Origin of the sequence: Labrys sp. LIt4, from assembly GCF_017813775.1 — a bacterium.
Classification (GTDB): Bacteria; Pseudomonadota; Alphaproteobacteria; order Rhizobiales; family Labraceae; genus Labrys; species Labrys okinawensis_A.
The window spans coordinates 354,313-376,264 of record NZ_JAGIPY010000004.1 but is presented as its reverse complement, the minus strand read 5'-3'; the positions used below and the strand labels follow the sequence as shown (position 1 = coordinate 376,264).

Sequence of the window (21,952 nt, the reverse complement as noted above, 5' to 3'; positions counted from 1 at the left end):
CCCCGCGCTCACCATGGCTCTAATCCGTGGAGATCACATGGCAGCCTACACCTTCAGCATCATCGGAGTGCTCGTGCTCTGCCTGGTCTCCGTCGTCTTGGCCGTCACTTCAGGATATTCCAAGGGCAGGGCCGGAGCGCTCTCCGGCCCGGTGCTGCCGGCGGATGACGAGAACCTGCTCTACCGCATCGATCGTGTGCATCTGAACTCGGTAGAGGCGATTGCCCCTTTCGTCGTGCCGGCCGTACTGGCGATGATGGTGGGCGTCGGGCCGACCTTGCTCGCCGTTTTGGTATGGCTCCACGTAGCGATCCGGCTGGCTCATGTTGCAGTCTACCTGCGAGGCGGCAACGCGGCAAAAGGCGGCAGCGTGCGAACCGTTCTCTATGTCTCAGGCGCTGCGATTACCATGATCCTCATCGTGGTGATTGGATGGGCCGCCATCGTCTGAGGAACCGGTGCCGGACCATTCCTGGCCTCCGGTCCCGCACAGTCTCAGGCCGCATCCAGACCGGGAAGGAGTGAGATAGCGGCAGGCTTTCGGATCGAAAGGCTGCCGCCCCGGTAGAGGAAGCTCTGAATCCCTTGTTCCTCGGTTTCCGGCACATCCTCGGCCTGCTCGACTGGCCGGGCCTGTCGCTGGCGGTGCGCTCGAAAGTGAAATCGCTGCGCAACGAGGATTTCGTGCATGTCGCCGAGATGATGGGTGCCTGCGCCCGCCGGTGGTGAGCTGGGGCGTGCTGCTCAATTCCGCGCAGAATCTGGGCGCCATCAACCTCTATCCTGGCTGCTGATGCCGATGATCCCGGTGATGCTGGTCGTGCTCGCCTTCAATTTCTTCGGCGACGGCCTCAGGGACGCGGCCGCCTCGTAACCGATGCTCGGGAAACTTTTCGAATCGGTGATCCTAATTGTTCCGCCGTCACGGATGCGCTAGGATTTGTGATTATGGCCGCGATGAGAGCGGGATCCCATGGCCTTGCAATCCAAGCTCTTTCGCGGCGATCCCAAGCTGGAAGCAGCCGCGCAACTTGATGCCGCGCATATCATGCCCGGCTCCCGCGGCCCCCATGTCGGCAAGATCCAGCAAGCCCTGACCGAGCTCGACAGCGCCAGGCTGGCGCGGGACGAGATTTATGGACCGGCGACGGCTGCGGCCGTGCTGTCCTACAAGCAGAAGCGCAACATCATCAATCGCGCCTATCAGACTCAGGCCGACAATATCGTCGGCAAAATGACCATCGCGAGCCTGGATAGCGAAATGCTGGCAAGGGAAAACGGGCCTGCTCCTGTCCCTCCATCCCCTCCGTTTCCGCCTGATCCTCCCGAGCCGCCGCCGCACCCGATACTCAATTTCGCGATGACCGACCCTTCGATCTATGTGACCGTCGAAGGCTCGGTTACGCCGGGAACGGCGCCCTCCAGGAAAGCCATCGATCCAGGATCCTTCCTCGGGAGTGGCAAGACCAGATGGATCGATCTGCCCCAGATCAGTGGGAAAACGGCACGTCTCAAGGTCGAAAAGAAAGGGGCTATCTTCTGGGTCGTCGCCTTCGTGCCCGATGGCACCATCGTTTCCCACAAGCTTCACGTCTTCTTCCACCCCACACCGGTTCAGGTCTATCCGGATAAGCCGGGGGGAAAGCCCGTCGCCCACATCATCGCCGACGATCGAAATTATGACAGCTGGGGAAGCGACTGGAAGGATCTTGCGCAGAGATATCTCAATATAACGGCCCCGCAATTGGGGGCGGCACGGAAGTTCCCATTGCTCATTGCGATGATGCGCAACGCGGCCGCTAACCATCCGACAGCCGCCAACGATGTCTTCGCGGACCGGCCGCTCGATACGCTGTATGAAATCCTGACGGTGGTCCGTGACAAGGTGATCAATCCGCCGGCGGACGCGCCGGCGCTTCCCCTGTCGATGAATCACGTGGAGATCGGCTCGACCAGTTTCAGCTCCGGCATCGCCTACCATGCCAATTTCTACAACCGGATCTCGACCCACGGCAGCTATCTCGAGGCCATCGATCTCGACAGCACGTATATCAGGAGCGCGCACGCCGACATCTCGCCCCAAAAGGGCGGCCCGACGATCAAGAGACATACGCAGAAAGAGGGTCTGCCGAGCACGCTCACCGAGGTGCATTTTCCGCCCTCCCCCTGGGATGGGAACGCCTCCAACGCACCAACGGGCGCGGACAAAATTGCGGTGCCCCCTCCGACCGGCCACGTCCATCACCTCATCATGGACTACACATATCATGGCGCCATGAAAAACAGCCGGCTCGCGCCATAACACCTCTGCGCGGCGGCATGGCGGCCAGCGTCGGCGTGAAACGCGGATGCATCCGCATTGCACATCGGCTATGTCGAGCCGCGCTTTCGTCGAGGCCGTCGAACCCGCCTCAGTGACGCTCGAACCTCCCGCAGGCGCAACGCCCGCTTGCCTTCCGCCCGGCCCTGGCGGATATGCAGGACATGCAGTCTCCGCTCGCCTCCGCCCTCCTCGCCCGCATCCAGGCCAGACAGGCCGTGATCGGCATCATCGGCCTCGGCTATGTCGGCCTGCCACTCGCCATCGCTATCGCGCGCGCGGGCTTCAAGGTGCTCGGCTTCGACATCGATACCAGGCGGGTGGCGGCGCTGAACCAGGGCGACGGGCTGATCAAGCACATCTCCAATGCGCCGATCCGCGAAGCCATCGCCATGGGCCTGTTCTCGGCCACCGCCGATTTCGTCCGGCTCGACGAGCCGGACGCCATCCTGATCTGCGTGCCGACGCCACTGACGCGCCAGCGCGAGCCCGACATGTCCTATGTCGCCAACTCGACCGCCTCGATTGCGGCCAGGCTCCGGCGCGGCCAGCTCGTCATCCTGGAATCCTCGACCTGGCCCGGCACCACCGAGGAACTGATGAAACCGGTACTGGAGGCCGACGGCCTCGTCTCGGGCCGGGACTTCTTCCTCGCCTTCTCGCCCGAGCGCGAGGATCCGGGCAATCCCGTCTATGGCACCCAGAACATTCCCAAGGTGGTGGGCGGCGACGGCGCCGACGCGCTCGCCCTGGCAAAAACCCTCTATGACGCCTTCGTCAGCGCCACCGTGCCGGTCTCCTCCCCTGCGGCGGCGGAGGCGGTCAAGCTCACCGAGAATATCTTCCGCTCGGTGAACATCGCCCTCGTCAACGAATTGAAGGTGATCTACGACGCCATGGGCCTCGACGTCTGGGAGATCATCGAGGCCGCCAGGACCAAGCCCTTCGGCTACATGCCCTTCTATCCCGGCCCCGGGCTCGGTGGGCATTGCATTCCGATCGACCCCTTCTACCTGACCTGGAAGGCGCGGGAGTTCGACATCGCCACGCGCTTCATCGAGCTGGCCGGCCAGATCAACGCCGCCATGCCGCGCCATGTCGTCGACCGGCTGGCCGAGGCCCTCGACAAGCGCTTCAGGCGCGGGCTCAACGGTGCCCGCATCCTGCTGATCGGCATCGCCTACAAGAAGAATGTCGACGACACCAGGGAGAGCGCCTCGTTCAAGCTGATCGAGATTCTCGAGGAACGCGGCGCCGAGACCGACTTCCACGATCCCCATGCCCAGGTGATCCCGAAAACGCGCGAGCATGCCGCTCTTGCCGGCCGGCGCTCCGTGGCCCTCACGCCTGAAACGCTCGCCGGCTACGACGCCGTACTGATCGCCACCGACCATGACGACATCGACTACGCCCTCGTCGCCAGTGCGGCCCGGCTGGTGGTCGACACCCGTAATGCCTGTGCCAAGGCGGGCGCCGACATGGCGAAGGTGGTCAAGGCCTAGAGCAAAGCGCGTTCAAGCGTGAACGCTAATTTGCTCTAACTCATTGTTCTGACGCGTCTTTGCGATTCTAGGTGACTCCGTCTAATCGCAAAACGCTATAGCATCGGGAGCGATACATCCTTGCATGCGGCACCGCGTGCGGGTGGACCAAATCGACGTTCATCCGATTGCCCCATCTTGGTTCTTGACGAAGCGTCTGGCGATCTCTATAAATGAGCATGTACTCACTCAAATGAAGTTGAACCGTGGCACGGCCCCTCAGCGAAGCGAAGCGTCAGGCGATCCTGGAATCCGCCACAAGGTTGGTGGCGGCCATGGGGATCGGCGCGCCGACGGCGAAGATCGCCCAGGGCGCAGAGATCGCCGAGGGCACGCTGTTCAAATATTTCGCCAACAAGGACGAGTTGCTCAACCAGCTTTATCTGACCCTCAAGACCGAACTTGGCGGAGCCATCATGCAGGGCTTCATCCCCGATGCCAGCATCAGGGAGCGCGCCTGGCACATCTGGAGCCACTGGATCAACTGGGGCGCGAAATATCCGGTGAAACGCAAGGCCATGCGCCAGCTCGGCGTCTCCGAGCGCATCACCCCGGCCACCAGGCAGGCTGGCAGCTCGGCATTTCGTGATGTCAGTGCCGCTTTCGAACAGGCCCACGCGCTGGGTCCGCTCCGGGACCAGCCCATGGCGTTCCTGAGCGCCTCCTTCGAGGCGCTCGCAGAGACGACCCTGGAATTCACGGCGCGCGATCCGGAAAGGCGGGATGCCTACAAGCAGGCCGGCTTCCAGATCTTCTGGGGCGGCCTGGGAAGCTGACGCCACCTCGGGAAACCGAGTTCTCTTGCACGTTAGATGAGTGAGCGCACACTCTTTATTCACCAAAATGGGAAGTGAACCATGTCTAAGATCTGGCTGATCACGGGTGCCGGCCGCGGGCTGGGACGTTCGATCCTCGAGGCGGCGCTCGCCGCCGGCAACAAGGTGGTGGCGACGGCGCGCGATCCGGAACGCCTTGCCGACCTCAAGCAGCGTTACGGCGACAGCCTGCTCAATCCGGCGCTCGACGTTACCAATCCGGCCATGGCCCGGCGTGCCGTCGACGTTGCCGTCGCCGCCTATGGCCGCCTCGACGTGCTCGTCAACAATGCCGGCTTCGGCCATCTCAGTCCTTTCGAGCAGACCGAGGAGGAGGATTTCCGCGCCCAGGTCGAGACCAATTTCTTCGGCGTGGTCAATTTGATCCGGGCGGCCCTGCCGGTGATGCGCAGCCAGCGGTCCGGCCACATCATCAACATTTCCTCCGTCGGCGGGCGCGTCGCCACGCCCGGCCTCAGCGCCTATCAGGCCGCCAAATGGGCGGTGGGCGGCTTCACCGAGGTGCTGGCCCAGGAAGTCGCGCCCTTCGGCGTCAAGGTCATCGCCCTCGAGCCCGGCGGCATGCGCACGGATTGGGGCTACACCGCCCGTGACGCCGCCAGCGACATCCTGCCCGACTACGAACCCAGCGTCGGCGCGGTCCTCAACCGCATGAAGGCCTATGTCGGCAACGAAGTCGGCGACCCCGAAAAGATCGCCCGGCTTGTGGTTGATCTCTCCACCCGTGAGACGCTGCCGGCCCACCTGCTCCTCGGCAGCGATGCCCTTCACGTCTTCCGCCAGGCGGAGGCGGCCAGGCAGAAGGCGGCGGCCGAATGGGCCGAGGTCAGCGCCTCCACCGATTTCGACGGCGCCGAACTCCCGGCCTTGCTGAGGGCCTAGCCATCATGAGCGGTGCCGATAGACCCTGGACCACTCGCGACATGCCGCCCCAGCGGGGGCGGCGTGTCCTGATCACCGGCGCGGCCGGCGGTCTGGGCTATGAGACGGCGCTGGCGCATTGCCGACTCTATTCGCAGCGACATCGCCCGAGGCCAGGCCATCGGGCTATTACGGGCCGCAGGCCATGTTCGAACTCAAGGGGCCGGTCGGGGACGCCAGGGTCGGCGAAAAGGCCCGCGATCCCGCCCTCGCAGCCCGCCTCTGGGGCATCTCCGAAGAACTGACAGGTGTGACATGGCCGAACCATCAGCCGAGCTTCGTTTGACCGATCCCGGCACGTCCTGTGCCGATTTCTCCCGCTTCTTGCGGGCCTGGGTGACCAACCCGCTGCGCGTGGCCGCGGTGGCGCCCTCCAGCGGCGCGCTCGCCCGGGTGATGACTCACGAGATCTCGCCGGCACTCGGTCCCGTGCTGGAACTCGGACCCGGCACCGGCGTCTTCACCCGGGCCCTGCTGGCGCGCGGCATCGCCGAAAGCGACCTGACCTTGATCGAGTTCAGCGCCGACTTTGCCCGCATGCTGGAAAGCCGCTTTCCGCGGGCCCGCATCCTGTCGATGGATGCCGCCCGTCTCGCCCGGCACGAGCTCTATGAGGGCAGCCCCGTCGGAGCCGTGGTCAGCGGCCTGCCGCTGCTGTCGATGCCGCCGGACAAGGTCGCCGACATCGTGGCGGGCGCCTTCCACTATCTGCGCCCGGACGGCGCCTTCTACCAGTTCACCTATGGGCCGCGCTGCCCCGTCCCCCGCGCCATTCTCTCCGGCCTCGGCCTCCAGGCGGCGCGCATCGGCGGCACTTTCTGGAACCTACCGCCCGCCGCGGTCTACCGGATCAGCCGGGTTCGCCAGAGCGGCTGATGCCGCGTCGCGAGAAAGCCGGCTGACGAAATATCGGCGGCCGGCGGCCGGTCCCGCCCGGGATCACCGCTGTCCGCAGGCCGCCGGCGAAGTGTTTAGACGGGATCGTCGAGAAGAGTTTGTTTGCCTGGCGCGCTCAACGGGCCATAGCGTCCTTTTGAAATCGCGGACGATATTCGACCCGACGTGATCGACTATCGTCCTAGAGTGTTTTGCGATTAGACGGGGTCACCTAGAATCGCAAAGACGCGTCAGAACAATGAGTTAGAGCAAATAAGCGTTCACGCTTGAACGCGTTTTGCTCTAGGCCAAGCGCCGATAGAGAAAATAGCGCCCGGCGGGCACGCCAGGCGGCAGGTCGAGATGCCGGAGCGCGGAATGCTGCAAGGGAAGCCCGCTGGCCACGATGCCGCCGGGCTGCAGCAGGTCGGCCGCCAGGGACGGCAGCCAGAGCACCGTCTCCGCATCGACTTCCGCATAATTGGTCTCGATGTCGGCATGCACCAGCGCGGCGCCGATGCCGGCAAAGCGTGCGGCGGTTTCCCGGATTTCGCCGAGCACGAGGTCTTCCTCAGGGGGGATCGAGCTCTTATGCGCCCCGAGAACCCGGTCGAAGGCGACGATGCGGCGGCCCGGCAGCCTCTCGCGCAGATGATCGAAGGTCCGCCCATTGCCGAGCCCCAGTTCGAGCACCGGGCCGGGCAGGCCGGCGATCAGGCTGCAGACATGGTCGAGCACGTCGCGTTGGGCGCTGACCCGGCGGATGAAGCTGTCGAGACGGCTCACGAGCCCTGCCCCGCCAGCGCCGGTGCCGGCGCGGCGGCCGCGTGTGGTCCGGCCAGCACCGCGTCGAACTTGCCGGCCAGCACCGCAATGCCGGCCTCGAAGGAGAAGGCTTCGCGCACCCGCCGATAGGCGCCCGCTCCCAGGCGCTGGCGCAAGGCGGGATCCGTGGCCAGGGTCCACAGCCCTCCGGCAAGGGCCGCCGGATCGCTCGGCGGCACCAGCAGCCCCTCCTCGCCTTCGCGCACGAATTCCGGCACGCCGGCAAAGCGCGTGGAAAGGATGGGCAGGGCCTGCGTCGACGCTTCCATGATCACATTGGGCAGCCCGTCACGGTCGCCGCCTTCGCCTTCCTTGCAGGGCAGCACGAACAGGTCGGCCGCGCGCAGCGCTTCGATCACCTCGCCTTGGGCCAGCGCCCCCCGCCAGGCGATGCGATCGGCCAGGCCCAGTCGCTCGGCCTGGGCCTGCAGCGCCTTGCGCAACTCGCCCCCGCCGATATGGGTGAGGCGCCAGGAGAGGCTCGGGGGCAGCTGCGCCAGGGCCGTGAGCAGATCGTCGAAGCCCTTCTTGGCCACGGCGCGCCCCACGGTGACGAATTCGACCGGCGCTTCGGCGGTGCTGCCGTCGCGCCACGGCCGTTCGGCCGGCGGCGCGGGAAAGCGGCCGAGATCGAGGCCGTGGTAAACGAGGCTGACCCGATCGGGATCATCCGCCGGCGCTAGGCGCTGCAGGGCCTCGACCCCGTCGCGCGTGCAGGTGACCCCCCATTGGCTGTCGGCGATCTTTTCGCGCTTCTCCCAATCGGTGGTGGTCCAGATGTCCTTGGCGTGCGCGGAGAAGCTGAAGGTCCGCCCTGTGAGCAAGGCGGCATAGCGTGCCACCGAGGCCGGCGTATGCAGGAAATGCACATGGATGTGACGAATGGCCGGATCGAGCTCACGCGCCATCACCAGGGCCTGGCCGAGGCGACGGCCGCGGCTGGCGCTGAAATCGCGCCGGAGATCGCGCAGGAACAGTCTGATCAGCTTGAACAGCCCGGGGCGCCTGCAGGCGCTGAGCGCCCCCGCCAGCACCCGCAGCGGGGCCTGATGCAGATATTCGGGCAGATAGACCGGCCGCGCCTTGATCTGCCGGTTCAGCATGTGCACGGCCCCGTCGGTCGGCTGGCGCAGCGACCAGATCTCGAAGGCAAAGCCCGCCTGTTCCAGCGCCAGGATCTCCTGGGCGATAAAGGTCTCGGACAGGCGGGGATAGCCCTTGACGACGATGGCGATGGGAGATCGGGTGGAAGGCATCAAGATCCGTTGGAGAGAAGCTGGGTCGGGGGACAACCCGTGTCGAAGGGATTTTCCGGGTGCGCGGGCATCCTGCCCGTTCTCCCTATCCTGCAAAAGCCGAGCATCCAAGAGAACGGGCATCGCAACATGCAAGCATGTTGCTGTGATGCCCGCGCACCCGGAGAAAGGTCAGCTCCCGGCAACACGCCCCAGTGGAACCGCGCCCAGCTTGGCCTCGAACCAGGGCGTGGCCAATTGCTCGATACGATCGAGGCCGTCGAGCAGATGGGGCAGGAAGGCCTTGGACGGCAGGGGCTGGTTGGGCAGGTTGCGGATCGCCTGCGCCATCTCCAGCGGATCGCGGCGGGCGCCGGGATTGAGGTTGTTGCCGTCGAGCATGGAGACCAGCCCGAGGCGGGTGGCGTGCTCGGCCCGGATCGACTGCTCGCGCCGGGGCGTGGTGCGCGGCACGATCAGCGCCCGTTTGTCGAGCGAAAGGATCTCGCAGAAAGTGTTGTAGCCGCCCATGGAGACGATGCCCTGTGCCTTCACCATCAGATGCTCGATCTTGGCGTCGAAGGTGATGGCGTCCACATGCGGCAGCCGGGCGATGCGCTCCATGAAGGGGCCGCGCCGGTCGCGTGCGACGAAAGGCCCGAACACCAGCAGGGCCGGCGTCGGGATGCCGGGGTCCCGCTCATAGGCGGAGAGCACCCAGTCGACCAGTTCATGCCCGTCGCCGCCGCCGCCGGTGGTGACCAGCACGAAGGGGCCCTTGGTCAGCTTGGGATAGCGGATCAATTGCGGCTGGGGCGGCAGTTCGCGGCGCAGGAAGCCGGTATAGACGATGCGCCGGCGGACATGGTCGGGCAAATCGAGCCCGGCCAGCGGCTCGTAGATCTCGCTCAGGCCGTAGACCCAGATGTCGTCGTAATAGCGCACGAGCGCGTCGACGGCGCCCTTGCGCTCCCATTCGGGCGCCAGCACCGAGGGTTCGTCCATCACGTCGCGCACACCGAGCACGATGCGCGCCCCGGCCCGGCGCAGTTCCTCGAGCGACGGCAGCAACTCGCCGCGGAAACCCGTCGGCTCCTTGTCGACGATCACCAGATCCGGCTTCAGCGTGCGCGCCGTCTGCAGGATGATGCCCTCGCGCATCGCCACCGCTTCGTCGAGCGTGAGATTGAGGCTGAGAGTGGTGTAGTTGCCGTCGGCATGTTTGACCACGCCCGGCACGCGCACGTAATCGACCCCATCGCCGAATTCGAAGCTGCCGATCACCGGCGAGCCGGAGATGATGATGATCGAGGCGTCCGGATGGCGTTCGACCAGGCGGTTGGCAATGGCGCGCGAACGCCTGAGATGGCCGAGGCCGAACGTATCATGGCTGTAGATCATCACGCGCGGGCCGCCGGAGCTGCGTTGCGCGCGTCGGGATAGTCCCGGCCCGGGCTGATGCAACATGACGACTAGCCCCCCGAGCCTGTGCTGGATGCTCTACGCATGAATACCGAATTCAGTTCTGATCGATGCGGCCGACTGGCGGCCGAAACCAAGCGTAGCAGCCGGAGGCCGATACCACTCTGGGTTCATCATAAACATACCGTGCCACAGCGACAACGGGCGATGACGGCTTTCCTAGCGCCGCCGAAGCCGCGCCGCAATGCCGACAAGCCACGTCATTTTCACGCTGCTCTATCGCGGCGTGGACATTGATTCTAGGCACGATTTCGTGACAGGCTTTTGTCGATCCGGCCGCTCGCCTCGTTGACGGACGGCCTGCAAGCTCTTAACTGCACGACACTGGAAACAGGTGTCACCCGTTGGACCCTAGCCTTTTTCGATATGTCTGGCGGCATTCGCGAGGCGAGCAGATCTTTCTGCTGCTGGTGATTCTTGCGTCGCTGCCCTTCTATTGGATATCGCTGGAAGTTCCCAAGCACATCGTCAACCAGGCGATCCAGGGCGGCGCCTTCGAGGGCGGCAAGCAGACGGCGCGCCTGTTCGAGATGTCGCTCTCCCTGCCCGATTTCCTCGGCGGCGCCACCTGGCGAATCTACGAGGGCATCGAACTCACGCGGGTCCCCTTCCTGTTCGCCCTCAGCCTGTGGTTCCTGGTGCTGGTGCTGATCAACGGCGCCTTCAAATATGTCATCAACATCCGCAAGGGCATATTGGGCGAGCGCATGCTGCGGCGGCTGCGCTTCGATCTGTTCTCGATCCTGATGCGCTTCCGGCCCGAGGACATCGCGCCGCTGAAGCCGGCCGAGGTGGCGGGGATGATCAAGGACGAGGTCGATCCGATCGGCGGCTTCATCGGCGACGCCTTCATCCAGCCGATCTTCCTGGTCACGCAGGCCGGCACCGCCCTGCTCTTCATCATGATGCAGAGCCCGAGCCTGGGCCTGGCCGCCCTCGTGGTGGTGCTGGCCCAGGCGATCATCATCCCGATCCTGCGGCGCGAACAGATCCGCCTTGGCCGCGAACGCCAGTTGGCGTCACGCCAGCTCGCGGGGCGAATCGGCGAGGCGATCGAGACGGCACCCGCCCTGCACACTTTCGGCGCAACGCGCTATGTCGAGGCCGAGATCGGCGACCGGCTCGGTGGCCTCTACAGGATCCGCGCCGACCTGTTCCGCCGCAAATTCGCGGTCAAGTTCCTCAACAATCTCCTGGCCCAGCTCACGCCCTTCATCTTCTATGCCGCGGGCGGCTATTTCGCCTTGATCGGCACCGTGAGCATCGGTTCCCTGGTCGCCGTGATCAACGCCTACAAGGACCTCCCGGCGCCCATCAACGACCTCATCACCTGGGACCAGCAGCGCCAGGACGTGCAGGTCAAATATGAGCAGGTCTCGGCGCAATTCTCACCGGAGCGCCTGCTGCCGCCCGCCAACGGCAAGACCGCGGCGATTCCGCCCGCCGATACGCCGATCCAGCTCACCTCGGTGAGCGTGCAGGATGCCCGCGGCGTCTCGCTGCTCGACCGGCTCTCCCTCACCTTGGAACGGCCGAGCCATATCGCACTGGTCGGACCGGCAGGAGCCGGCCGCGACATCCTGGCCCGCATTCTCGGGCGCCAGTTCCTGGCCTTCCAGGGCAGCGTGAAGATCGGCGAAGCCGAGATTTCCTCCTTCTCCGACCTCGAACTCAGCCAGATTCTGTCCTTCGTCGGCCCCGATCCCCTGCTCTCGCCCGGCTCCATCCGCGACAACATCCTGTTCGCCGCCCAGCGCCGCCCGCCCTCCCTCGGCGACATCTCGGTGCTGGTGTCCGACAATGCGCAGTACAAGGCCTTCCTGGAAGCGCGGCGCTCCGGCAATCCGCTGGTCTCCGCCGATGCCGACTGGACAGACTACCAGGCGCTCGGCGTAGCCGGCCCCCAGGAGGTCGACGAGGCGATTCGCAGGGCGCTCGACGCTGCCGGCGCCTTCGCGGACATCAACCGCTTCGGCGTGCGCGGCCGCTTCGACGACAGCCATAGCGACGCCTTCCTCGAGCGTTTCGTGCGGGCACGCCAGGTCGTCCGCGAGCGCCTGGCGAACAAGGGCATGTCCCACCTGGTCGATCCCTTCGACCCGCAGCTCTACAATGCCGGCGCATCGGTCGGCGAAAACCTGCTCTTCGGCGTGCCAAAGGGCAAGAGACTGCATATGGACAGCCTGCAGCGCGACAGTTTCATGCGCTCCATCCTCGAGGCCGAAGCCCTGCTGGAGCCCCTGATCGATTTCGGCCTGCGCGTGGCGGAGATGGCGGTGGAGACCTTCGCCGGCCTGCCGCCCGAACATCCCGTGTTTGAGCGCTATTCGGCGATTCGCCCCGAAGACCTGCCGCGCTTCCAGGAAATCGTCGATTCCGTGCATGCGCGCGGCACCACGCGGGCGCTCTCGTCCTCGGCCCGCACGCGGCTGCTCGGCGCGGGCCTTGCCTATATCGAACCGCGCCATCGCCTGGGCCTGGTGACCGAGGCCTTCACGGCACGGGTGCTCAGGGCGCGGCACAGCTTCCGGAGCCATCTGCCCTCGCATTACAGCGACGAGATCGAGTTCTATGATCCCGCCCGCTACATGCGCGCGGCGCCGGTGGGCGACAACATCCTGTTTGGACGCATCAGCTACGGCATCGCCAACGCCCCGGAACGCGTCTATGCGCTGGCGCGCAGCGTCGTCGAGGAACTCGGCCTCGACAAGGACATCTTCGCCCTCGGGCTGAATTTCGAAGTCGGCAAGAATGGCTGGCAGCTGCAGCCGGCCCAGCGCGCCCGCATCGCCATCGCCAGGGCGCTGGTCGCCAATCCCCAGATTCTGGTGATGGAGAATGCGCTTCTGGCTTTTTCCAGCTCCGAAGCCGAGGAACTTCTGCACGGCGTGCGCAACGCCATGCAGGGCCGCACCCTGATTGCAACTCTGGCGAGCAGCACCCAGGCCGAGGGATTCGACCGGGTCATCGAATTCGAGGGACCAAGAATCGTCACTCGCGATATTGTTACTCTTGCGCAGAGCGCCTAAATGATGCTTGGATTGCATCTGGATTTTGCCTCGATTGCTCAACGAGGGGTTGCTAAAGCGTTTTGCGATATGAGGGAGTCACCTCGAATCGCAAAGACGCGTCGGAACAAGGAGCTAGAGCAAACGGGCGTTCACACCTGGACGCGCTTTGCTCCAGGGTTGAGCGGGGAGAGGGACCTTGGATCTCGATCTGGAAGTCAAAACCATTAGGAACGCGCCGATCTTCACGGGCATAGATCCGTGCAAGATGCGGCTGCTCGCCTGCATGAGCGAGCAGTTGACCTTCGAGAAGGGCGACTATCTCTTCAAGGTCGGGGAGATTCCCGATGCCGCCTACGTCATCCTCAAGGGCGACGTCGAACTTCTCGGCCAGAACGGCGAGAATCTCATTTCCATCGGCACCGAAGGGCCGGGCGCCATGATCGGCGAAGTGGCGGTGCTTTGCGATGCACGCCGCTTCACCTCGGCGCGGGCCCATACCGACATTTCGGTGATGCGCATCAACAAGGACTGCCTGCTGCGCATGATGCAGGATAATCCGCAATTCTCGATGTCGATCGCCAAGGAACTGGCGCGCCGCGTCATGCAGATCGCCACGCAGGACGCGAACATCCTGACGCATTGAGGTCGTTCGCACAGCTGCCGGCTCGCGCCCCGGACCCGCTGCGCGAGCAACGGGCTTGGTCATACCGCCCAATCAAGACGGCTCGGGCTATCGGGTACTGCGTCCGAGGCCGCACTCACAAGGAAGTCCGGCGATCGGCTTACGCCCCGCTTTCGTCATCCCTTCGGTTGATTTGCAGACCGGATAACCGCCATTCGCAAAATGGCCGAGGCTACCCGGTCTGTACCGATCCTCTCGCTAAGCGGCTAATTGCTGCGGGACGAGGTGAGGTTTGCGCCGATCCACGCCGTCACATCGGTGACGGGGATGGCATTCCTCTGATTGAACGTCCCGGCCTTGTCCCAAGCGACTCCGCGCCCTTGGGCAAACGCTGCACGATACTTGCGCATCATGTTCTGGGGGGCGCGTGCCAGCTCTTCCATCAGGAAAGGTTCGGTCCATTCCGATCTGCTGAAGGGACGACCAAGGGCGGCTTCCAGCTTGTCTGCGACTTCACCGTAGGTAATGGTATCACCCGCCAGAAATACGATCTCATTTCGGATGGTCGGTTCAAAGAACACAATCTCGGCGGTTAACACCCCGATGTCATCCGGCGTCGTCAGCGTCACGGCAGTGTCGAGGCTGCCAAGGGCATGAACCGCGCTGTTGTTCAGATCGACAACGCCGAACTCCGGTTCGAATAAATAGCTCATGAACATGCCGGTCGAAATGATGACCCACTCAGTCTTGCTCTGTGAGCGCAGCAGTTCGCGTACGTCGAGCTGCGCGTCGAAGATATCCTGCGGTCCGCCACGACCGATCGCTTCGAAATCGACGCCGAACTGCCACGGAAAATAGCGTGGAACACCGGACCGCAACGCGGCCTCGGCCAGTTTCATAGGCGTGTCGATCCCGGCGGCATAGCCGGTGCATCCGATCACGGTGTCATATTGCTGGAAAACCGACGCAAGCTCGTCGACCGAGCTCTTCACTAGATCGCCTACGACGATCTCTATCCCGAGGTCGCGGATCTCGCTGATATCGCGCCTCTTGGTCGGCTCGTCGGACGCGACGGCGCTGGCGCGTAACAGCACGCTAATCCGGGCTCCCTCCACGTTCTTTGCACGACGCGCCAGGTTGCGCAGTACCGGCATGCCAAGTTCGCCGGCACCCAGCACGAGAATGTTCCGTGACTTCACTGCGGAGACTACATCGTTCATAGTTCTGACCTATTCAAGATTGGTTGCCGCCCTGATCTGGCAATCCATAGACAGGCGCGAAAGAAGGCACATGCGTGATACTGGGGGCAGATCGCTAAACCGGGACGACGTTCTCAGATACTCCCAGACGGTCTGCGACGGTCTTCGGGACGACGACGACGGGTTGCGGCGAGAGGTGCTGGCTCATGCTGGCAATCGCTGGTCGCTCGGTGTCATCCACGCCCTCGGCGTGTACGGCCAGCTACGTCATGCGGAGATCGGCCGGCGCATGCACGGTATTACCCAGCGGATGCTGACGCGCACCCTTCGCCTATTGGAGCGTGACGGATTGGTGATCCGCCATGACTTCGAGGAGGTGCCCCCTCACGTCGAGTATCGGCTGTCCGACTCCGGCTTGGAGCTACTTGTCCGGATGGTTCCTCTATGGACCTGGATCGTCGAAAATGCGGACAGCTTCCGGGCGGCAAGGGAGGCATTTGATACAAACCACCTTAGTGAAGCGTCATAGCCGACGCGAAGTGGGTCCGCTTGCGCAGGTCACCGCGCCCGAAGCGGACAGTCCGACAACCGCCACTTCCGGTCATTGTTCGGCCGATTGGCCTTGATCCAAGGGGTCCGCGGCGGCGAGCTTCCTGCCCAAGACCTCGCGCGGGATACGACAGTCGAGGCACTTGCGGGGCGTGTCGTTGAGCCGATCTGCCTGCTTTGCAGCTGACGCTTGCAGAGCGCTGAGATGTCGGTGTCGAAGGGCAGAATGCGCCGAATCCGCCCGTTGGTGTTTTCGACGTTGCCCTTCTGCCCAGGCGCCGAGGGCCGGCAGAAATATGGGACGAAGTCGCGTCGAAACAAAGAGCTAGAGTAAAGCTGCGTTTTCGCTAAAACGGGCTTTGCTGCAAAGCCCGCATGGGCTCCCGATTTGATAAACGCCGCATCCCGGCACCCATCTTCACGAGTTCGACCGCATGAGCGACACCGAGAGCGCACCCGGGCAAATCGAATGGCGATTGCCGCGGGAGCGCGAATTGCGGCTATGGGCCGGCGTCGTGCTGTTCGCCTTCGTGACCACCCATCTGCTCAATCACGCCCTCGGCGTGTTCGGCGTGGCGACCATGGAGGCCGTGCAGCGCTGGCGCATCTGGGCCTGGCAATCCTATGGCGGCACCGCGCTCCTCTATGGAGCGCTGCTCACCCATGCGACACTCGCGCTCAAGCGCCTGACCACCCGGCGCATTTCGCGCATGCCGCTCGAGGAGCTGGTGCAGATCGCGCTCGGCCTGGCCATTCCCTATTTCCTGATCTCCCATGTAATGGGCACCCGCATCACCTCGCTCTATGGCTACAGCGAAAGCTATGGCGAGGTGCTCGCGCGGATCTGGCAGGGCGGGCCAGCCAAGCAGATCCTGCTGCTGCTCTGTGCCTGGACGCATGGCTGCATCGGCATCGGACAGGTGCTGCGCAGCCGCTCCTTCTATGCACGCTGGCGCGATTTGCTGATTCTGGGGACGGGCATGCTGCCTACGCTCGCTCTGGCGGGCTTCTTCTCCGCCAGCCGCGAGCTCGAGGCGGCCGGACGCACGCCTTCGCCCATCGCGGCCGACCACACCATGGCCCTGCTCGTCGCCGGCCAATGGCTGCTGCTCGGCCTGGCCGCCGTCATCGCCTTCGTGGCGCTGGTGATGATTCTCAGGGTGTTGCTGCGGCTGCGTTCCGGCACCGTCGCCATCCGCTATGTCGGCCACGGCACCTTCAAGATCCCGCGCGGCACCACCGTGCTCGAAGCCAGCCGCGCCAACGCCATCCCCCACCCCGCCCAGTGCGGCGGGCGCGGGCGCTGCTCGACCTGCCGGGTGGCCGTCACTTCGGATGCGAGCGCGCTGCCCTCCCCGAGCAAGGCCGAGCGCACCATGCTGGAGCGAATCTCGGCGCCCGCCAATGTCCGCCTCGCCTGCCAGCTTCGTCCCGATCACGACATCTCCGTGCAGATCCTGCTGCCGATCGTGCCGACGGGCATGCGCGGGCGCAGCGGCGACGATCTCTATCGCTGGGGCGCCGAACGCGAGATCACGGCGCTCTTCGTCGACATCCGCGCCTTCAATGCGATGACGAGGCTGCAGATTCCCTACGACATCGTGTTGTTGATGAACCGCTTCGTGCAGGAAATGACCCAGGCTGCCGAGGCCCATGGCGGGCGGGTCGACGCTTTCGCGGCTGATGGGCTGATCGCGATTTTCGGCCTGGGCGACGAGCCCTCCCGCGGCGCCGCCGATGCCATCAGGGCCGCCAGGGGCATGCTCAAGAGCGTGGAAGGCCTCAATACCGAATTCGGCGCGGCGCTCTCGATCCCCCTCAGGGTGGGCATCGGCATTCATTCCGGCCCCGCCATCATCGCCCGTGTCGGCGACAGCGAACGCGGCATGCGCCTCGTCGCGCTGGGCGACACCGTCACCATCGCCGGCCGGCTGGAGGCCGCCACCAAGGATTACCTCACCGACTGCCTGATCTCGGAAGAGGCGATGCAGCGTTCGGGCATGTCGCTGCGGCGCCAGAACGGCAAGCATCTGCACATCGTCGGCCGCGACAAGCCGATCACGCTCTACACCCTGGAGGAAACGCCCGTGCCGGCGGAGTGAGGCGGGACTGCAGACGCCATGGGAGACGGGTCTTCGGAGCCGTCCGGCACGGCGCCTTCTGCCGGGTCGGCCATCACTCGAATTTGAGCGCCGCCTGTCGCACTCCCGCCAAATCTGCGCTACACACGGGCTCAAGCCACCGGCCTTGACCCGGTGCGCCGACAGGAGAAAACCGTGCTTGACCTGACTGCGATTGGAACCAAATCCGCCGCCCCCAAACTGCTGCACCGCGTGCGCGACAGGGTGACGGACCAGATCCAGAAATCGCCCTTGGCGCGCAAGGCGTTCACCTACGCCGCCAGCCGCATTCCGCTTCGATATTTCAAGAAATTGCCGACGATCATCGTCGTCGACGTCACCAATTCGTGCAATCTGCGCTGTCCCGTCTGCCCGGTCACCTTCGCCATGACCCGTCCGCGCGGCCTGATGAAAATGGAAATCTTCCGGCAGATCGTCGACGATTTCGTCGACGAGAAGCAAAAGCCGGCGATGTATTTCAACTTCTCCGGCGAGCCGACCATGAACAAGGCGCTGCCCGAGATGATCGCCTACGCCAATGAGCGCGGGCACGACACCTTCGTCTCGACCAACGCCACCAAGCTCTCGTCCGAACTGATCGAGAAGATGCTCCAGGCCGGGCTCGGCCGCATCAATCTGTGCATCGACGGCTTCGATGCCGAGGCGCAGGAATCCTATCGCGTCGGTTCGAAATTCGAACAGGTGAAGGCCAATATCGAGAACTTCCTCGCGATCAAGCAGCGCCTCGGCAACACCAAGACGGTGACCGTGCTGCAGACCCTGCTGACCTCCTATTCGGAAAAGCAGATCGACGCGATGGTCGAATGGGCCGACAATATCGGCTTCGACCAGGTGCGCTTCAAGACCTTCAGCCTCGGCTCCTATACCGACGACGACCAGCAGACGAAATATGGTCACCTCGTACCGAAGAATCACGATCTTCAGCGCCATCAGAACGAAAAGATCAGCCTGCTCTGCGACGTGCCGCTCTACCAGACCGTGGTCTTCTGGGAGGGGGACCTGGGCCTGTGCTGCATCGACTATGACCGCATGATCAAGCTGCCCAATGTCGACAAGGTCGGCTTCAAGCAAGCCTATCTGTCGGACGAGGCCGCCAAGGCCCGGCGCCACGGCTACACTAAACAGTTCGACATCTGCCAGAGCTGTTCCTACTCCAATGCCGACAATATGGGCTTCAAGATCAAGCTCAACAAATTGCGCCGGCAGAGGGCCGCCGAACTGCAAAGCAAAGCGGCGTGAACGCCCGGGTGCGCAATGTCGCCGGCGCGAGCTTTGCCGTCGCCGACGACAAGGACGGTTTCTGGGACAAGGCGGAGAGCGGCGCCTGGGAGCCGGAGACGCTGGCGAGCGTGCATGCCCTCGCCGGTCCCGGCACGCTGTTCATCGATATCGGCGGCTGGATCGGACCGATCACCCTGACGGCAGCCGCCCTCGGCGCCGAGGTTCTCGCCTTCGAACCCGATCCGCGCGCCTTCGAGCTCATCAGTGCCAATGTCGCCGCCAATCCGGCCCTGGCACCACGCATCCGCCTTCACCATGCCGCGGTGTCGCCGACCCCGGGGCGTGTCAGGCTGGGCTCGCCCAAGAAGCCCGGCGACAGCATGGGCAGCATCCTGGCCGCCGACAGCGGCGTCGCGTTGTGGGAGGCGCAGGCCATCCTGCCGGCCGAGATCGCCGCGATGGCGGGGGACGCCGGGCGCATCGTGCTCAAGATGGACGTGGAAGGGGCCGAGTATCAGCTCCTGCCGCACCTGGCCCCTCTCCTCGGCCCGCGCACCGCGGCGGCGCTGATCGCCTTCCACCCCCGCCTGCTCGCCAAGGCCGGCCGCTCGGCGGCGGAGATCGAAGCCCTGACGGCGACGGCCCGGTCGGCGCTTGCCGACTACACGCTGCGCAACCTCGATTGCGAGGAACAGCCAATATCCCGGCAGGCGAATTCGACCGTGCTGGCCACGCGAAAATAGCGATTTGCCGACACAGAGCCATTGACCGGCCCTCCTGGCTGTGTCGTGAATTGGCTGACCTTCGGCGAGGAACGCAGACCCATGCGCGCCAGCCGGCGGCAATTGGCGCAAAGCGTGTTCATGACCGAATGCCCTTTGCCCTCACTCTTTGTTTCGATGCGTCCTTGCGATTCTCGCCGCAACCGGCAAATCGCAGAACGCTTGGGGGGCGTTCGTGTTGAGACTGCCTGGCGCCTTGCGTTGGCTCTTCCTGGTTTTCGCCCTGGCCAGTTCGCCGTGCCGGGCACAGGGAACGCCTACGCCGCCCGCCGCTGCCCCGCCCCCTGCCGCCATGAGCCAGCAGCAGATGGATACGATGGTGGAAGCCATCAGCCAGTCCGTCATGAAAAAGCTGCAGGCGCAGGGTGCCCAGGGCGCCCAACCCGCACCGCCCAGCCCCGACAGCAGCGGCATGCAGATGGCGAGTGCCCAGCAGACAGAAATGTTCATGCATGTCGGCAGCCTCGTCACCGGCCTGCCGGCTCTGTGGGCCGAATTCGGCAAGCTGGCCGCCAGGCTCGATGCCGATTTCAACAATGGCAGGGGCCTCGGCCGCTATTTCCTGCTGCTGATCGGCGCGCTGGCTGCGGCCCTCGCGGCAGAATGGGTGGTCAGGTGGCTGCTTGCGCCTCTGCGGCGGCGCCTGGTGACCCGGATGCACGGGCTGCATGGCATCCGGGCCCTGCTCGGTCTCGGAGCCCTGGAACTGCCACCCCTGATCGCGCTGTGGATCGTCGGCAATGCCAGCGAGGCCGCCCGCTTCATGGGTGATCTGCCGCAGACCCGCTTCTCCATCGCCATGCTCAAGACCATGCTGATCTGGCGCCTGCTCCAGGCGGTGTTCCGTTTCACCCTGCAGCCCCGCCTGCCCGAGGCCCGTCTGCCCGATCTCGGGGATGCCGATGCGCGGGCCATCTATCGCGGCGCCTCCTTCGCGATCCTGCTGCTCTTGTTCAACGCTGTGCTGGCCGATGTGCTGCGCGCGCTGCAATCCCCGCCTCTGGCCGTCGGAACCGCCCAGCTCTACGGTGCCGTGATCATGATGCTGGGCATGACGGCCGTCTGCATCCGCCTGAACGGTCCGATCGGCCGCTGGTTCATCGGCGTCGCCAATCCCGCCCATGCCAGCCCGGTCAAGACCGCGATCGCCAAGCACTGGCTTCTAGGCGCCATGCTGCTGTTCGCGCTGTTCGTCACCGCCGACATCTATGCGGCCGTGGCCGGCCAGACGCGCATCTCCGGCGCCCTGATGCTGACGCTGGCGATCCTGGTCGCCCTGCTGGTCATCGAATCCCTGGTGCACCGCATCCGCATCATGCTCCAGCACCAGTCCGACGGCGTCCATCTGATTCACCCCAGGGGCGCCGAAGCGCTGGCGCGCTGCGCCCGCTTCGGTGTCCTGATCCTGGCGATCGGAGCTCTGGGCCGCACCTGGGCCGTCGACGTCAGCGGCGTCATGGCGGGTGATGATTTCAACACGGTGGCGCGCAACCTCTTCTCCGCGGGGCTGACGGCTTTCGCCGCCTATTGCGCCTGGGAGCTGGTGCGCTACGTCACCGACCGCTATTCCGCAGGCCGCAGCGGTCCCTCCCTGCCGGGTACCGGCGAGAACGAGGACGAAGCACCGGTTTCCACCGCCTCGCGCATCGCCACCATGATGCCGGTCTTCCGCATCGGACTGGCCATCGCCATCTCCATCCTGGCCGTGCTGACCGTCCTGTCTCAGCTCGGTGTCAACGTGACGCCGCTGATCGCCGGCGCCTCGATCTTCGGTCTCGCCATCTCCTTCGGGTCGCAGACCCTGGTGAAGGACGTGGTGTCGGGCGTCTTCTTCCTCATCGACGATGCCTTCCGGGTCGGCGAATATATCGATGTCGGCAAGGCCAAGGGCACAGTCGAGGGCTTCACCCTGCGCTCGCTGCGCCTGCGCCATCAGAATGGACCGGTGCACACCATCCCCTACGGCCAGCTCGGTCAGGTCACCAATTACAGCCGCGACTGGGCGACCATCAAATTCACGCTGCGCTTCGCGCGCGAGACCGATCTGGAAAAGCTGCGCAAGGCCGTCAAGAAGATCGGCCAGGAGATGCTCGAGGACCCCGAGATGAAGGAGGAATTCCTCACCCCGCTGAAGATGCAGGGCGTGTTCGACATCACCGACAACGCCATCGTCGTCCGCTTCAAATTCACGGTCAAGCCGAACAAGCCGACCTTCATCCAGCGCGAGGCGCTCAAGCGCCTGGTCCGCATCCTCCCCGAACAGGGCATCGAGTTCTCCACCGGCACCGTGGCGGTGCGCACGCTCGACGGCGAGGGTCGCGCCGGCCTCGGTGCCGCCGTCGCCGCCAATGCGGCCCTGACCCTGCCTCCCGCCGCGACCGGATAGGCCCG

Annotated in this window: 18 protein-coding genes and 1 pseudogene; 15 read left to right on the top strand and 4 right to left on the bottom strand. The window is 64.7% G+C overall.

The window, feature by feature from the left end; all coding sequences use genetic code 11:
• Positions 1-37: 37 nt before the first annotated feature.
• From J8I29_RS10110 to J8I29_RS10075, 8 genes and pseudogenes are all read left to right on the top strand, one after another.
• Positions 38-451 carry an MAPEG family protein gene (locus tag J8I29_RS10110; protein ID WP_105861099.1) on the top strand — a complete coding sequence of 138 codons (414 nt, stop codon included), beginning with the start codon at positions 38-40 and terminating at the stop codon, positions 449-451.
• Positions 452-606: 155 nt separating this feature from the next.
• Positions 607-874, top strand: a pseudogene (locus J8I29_RS10105) (ABC transporter permease); the annotation flags it as partial.
• A 99-nt stretch (positions 875-973) separates the two neighbouring features.
• Positions 974-2,302 (top strand): peptidoglycan-binding domain-containing protein, encoded by a 1,329-nt coding sequence (locus J8I29_RS10100; RefSeq protein ID WP_209431537.1) that lies wholly within the window; start codon positions 974-976, stop codon positions 2,300-2,302.
• A gap of 173 nt (positions 2,303-2,475) precedes the next feature.
• Positions 2,476-3,822 (top strand): nucleotide sugar dehydrogenase, encoded by a 1,347-nt coding sequence (locus J8I29_RS10095; protein ID WP_209431536.1) that lies wholly within the window; start codon positions 2,476-2,478, stop codon positions 3,820-3,822.
• 245 nt (positions 3,823-4,067) lie between these two features.
• A complete protein-coding gene (locus J8I29_RS10090; protein ID WP_209431535.1) occupies positions 4,068-4,637 on the top strand; it encodes a TetR/AcrR family transcriptional regulator in 570 nt (189 codons plus the stop codon).
• Between the two features lie 81 nt (positions 4,638-4,718).
• Positions 4,719-5,579 carry an oxidoreductase gene (locus J8I29_RS10085; protein ID WP_105861095.1) on the top strand — a complete coding sequence of 287 codons (861 nt, stop codon included), beginning with the start codon at positions 4,719-4,721 and terminating at the stop codon, positions 5,577-5,579.
• Between the two features lie 118 nt (positions 5,580-5,697).
• On the top strand, positions 5,698-5,904 hold the full coding sequence (locus tag J8I29_RS10080) for a hypothetical protein (RefSeq protein ID WP_209431534.1): 207 nt from the start codon (positions 5,698-5,700) through the stop codon (positions 5,902-5,904).
• The gene (locus J8I29_RS10075; RefSeq protein ID WP_209431533.1) at positions 5,874-6,494 is read left to right on the top strand and encodes a methyltransferase domain-containing protein; all 621 of its coding nucleotides are present in this window, start codon (positions 5,874-5,876) and stop codon (positions 6,492-6,494) included. The genes J8I29_RS10080 and J8I29_RS10075 overlap by 31 nt, the downstream gene beginning before the upstream one ends.
• A 303-nt stretch (positions 6,495-6,797) precedes the next feature.
• Here J8I29_RS10075 and J8I29_RS10070 read toward each other — a convergent pair whose 3' ends face one another.
• From J8I29_RS10070 to J8I29_RS10060, 3 genes are all read right to left on the bottom strand, one after another.
• Positions 6,798-7,280 carry a class I SAM-dependent methyltransferase gene (locus J8I29_RS10070; RefSeq protein WP_209431532.1) on the bottom strand — a complete coding sequence of 161 codons (483 nt, stop codon included), beginning with the start codon at positions 7,278-7,280 and terminating at the stop codon, positions 6,798-6,800.
• Positions 7,277-8,575, bottom strand: a complete 1,299-nt coding sequence (locus J8I29_RS10065) for a glycosyltransferase family 4 protein (RefSeq protein WP_209431531.1) — start codon at positions 8,573-8,575, stop codon at positions 7,277-7,279. The genes J8I29_RS10070 and J8I29_RS10065 overlap by 4 nt, the downstream gene beginning before the upstream one ends.
• A gap of 171 nt (positions 8,576-8,746) precedes the next feature.
• On the bottom strand, positions 8,747-9,955 hold the full coding sequence (locus tag J8I29_RS10060; RefSeq protein WP_245196828.1) for a glycosyltransferase: 1,209 nt from the start codon (positions 9,953-9,955) through the stop codon (positions 8,747-8,749).
• A gap of 425 nt (positions 9,956-10,380) precedes the next feature.
• On the opposite strand from J8I29_RS10060, the gene J8I29_RS10055 reads away from it, so the two are divergent.
• Complete coding sequence (locus J8I29_RS10055; RefSeq protein WP_209431529.1) at positions 10,381-13,065, top strand: ABC transporter ATP-binding protein; 2,685 nt, start codon at positions 10,381-10,383, stop codon at positions 13,063-13,065.
• Between the two features lie 178 nt (positions 13,066-13,243).
• Entirely contained in the window at positions 13,244-13,690 is a 447-nt protein-coding gene (locus J8I29_RS10050; protein ID WP_105861088.1) for a Crp/Fnr family transcriptional regulator, read from the top strand.
• 245 nt (positions 13,691-13,935) lie between these two features.
• Here the strand turns inward: J8I29_RS10050 and J8I29_RS10045 are convergent, their stop codons facing one another.
• Positions 13,936-14,889, bottom strand: coding sequence for an aromatic alcohol reductase (locus J8I29_RS10045; RefSeq protein ID WP_105861087.1), 954 nt, complete (start codon positions 14,887-14,889; stop codon positions 13,936-13,938).
• 70 nt (positions 14,890-14,959) lie between these two features.
• Between J8I29_RS10045 and J8I29_RS10040 the strand changes: the two genes are divergently transcribed.
• From J8I29_RS10040 to J8I29_RS10020, 5 genes are all read left to right on the top strand, one after another.
• Positions 14,960-15,397 carry a helix-turn-helix domain-containing protein gene (locus J8I29_RS10040; RefSeq protein WP_209431528.1) on the top strand — a complete coding sequence of 146 codons (438 nt, stop codon included), beginning with the start codon at positions 14,960-14,962 and terminating at the stop codon, positions 15,395-15,397.
• A 454-nt stretch (positions 15,398-15,851) separates the two neighbouring features.
• Positions 15,852-17,519: an adenylate/guanylate cyclase domain-containing protein gene (locus J8I29_RS10035; protein WP_209431527.1), complete on the top strand. Its 1,668-nt coding sequence runs from the start codon at positions 15,852-15,854 to the stop codon at positions 17,517-17,519.
• 174 nt (positions 17,520-17,693) lie between these two features.
• Positions 17,694-18,797 (top strand): radical SAM protein, encoded by a 1,104-nt coding sequence (locus J8I29_RS10030; protein WP_209431526.1) that lies wholly within the window; start codon positions 17,694-17,696, stop codon positions 18,795-18,797.
• Positions 18,794-19,522: an FkbM family methyltransferase gene (locus tag J8I29_RS10025; protein ID WP_209431525.1), complete on the top strand. Its 729-nt coding sequence runs from the start codon at positions 18,794-18,796 to the stop codon at positions 19,520-19,522. Before J8I29_RS10030 ends, J8I29_RS10025 begins: the two co-directional genes overlap by 4 nt.
• A 214-nt stretch (positions 19,523-19,736) precedes the next feature.
• Positions 19,737-21,947, top strand: a complete 2,211-nt coding sequence (locus J8I29_RS10020) for a mechanosensitive ion channel family protein (protein ID WP_146126843.1) — start codon at positions 19,737-19,739, stop codon at positions 21,945-21,947.
• Positions 21,948-21,952: the final 5 nt, after the last annotated feature.

Coding starts and splice junctions, on each gene's coding strand:
- J8I29_RS10065 (WP_209431531.1), bottom strand. CDS start 8,575: ATGCCTTCCACCCGATCTCCCATCGCCATCGTCGTCAAGGGCTATCCC.
- J8I29_RS10095 (WP_209431536.1), top strand. CDS start 2,476: ATGCAGGACATGCAGTCTCCGCTCGCCTCCGCCCTCCTCGCCCGCATC.
- J8I29_RS10035 (WP_209431527.1), top strand. CDS start 15,852: ATGAGCGACACCGAGAGCGCACCCGGGCAAATCGAATGGCGATTGCCG.
- J8I29_RS10040 (WP_209431528.1), top strand. CDS start 14,960: ATGCGTGATACTGGGGGCAGATCGCTAAACCGGGACGACGTTCTCAGA.
- J8I29_RS10085 (WP_105861095.1), top strand. CDS start 4,719: ATGTCTAAGATCTGGCTGATCACGGGTGCCGGCCGCGGGCTGGGACGT.
- J8I29_RS10110 (WP_105861099.1), top strand. CDS start 38: ATGGCAGCCTACACCTTCAGCATCATCGGAGTGCTCGTGCTCTGCCTG.
- J8I29_RS10060 (WP_245196828.1), bottom strand. CDS start 9,955: ATGATCTACAGCCATGATACGTTCGGCCTCGGCCATCTCAGGCGTTCG.
- J8I29_RS10100 (WP_209431537.1), top strand. CDS start 974: ATGGCCTTGCAATCCAAGCTCTTTCGCGGCGATCCCAAGCTGGAAGCA.
- J8I29_RS10045 (WP_105861087.1), bottom strand. CDS start 14,889: ATGAACGATGTAGTCTCCGCAGTGAAGTCACGGAACATTCTCGTGCTG.
- J8I29_RS10075 (WP_209431533.1), top strand. CDS start 5,874: ATGGCCGAACCATCAGCCGAGCTTCGTTTGACCGATCCCGGCACGTCC.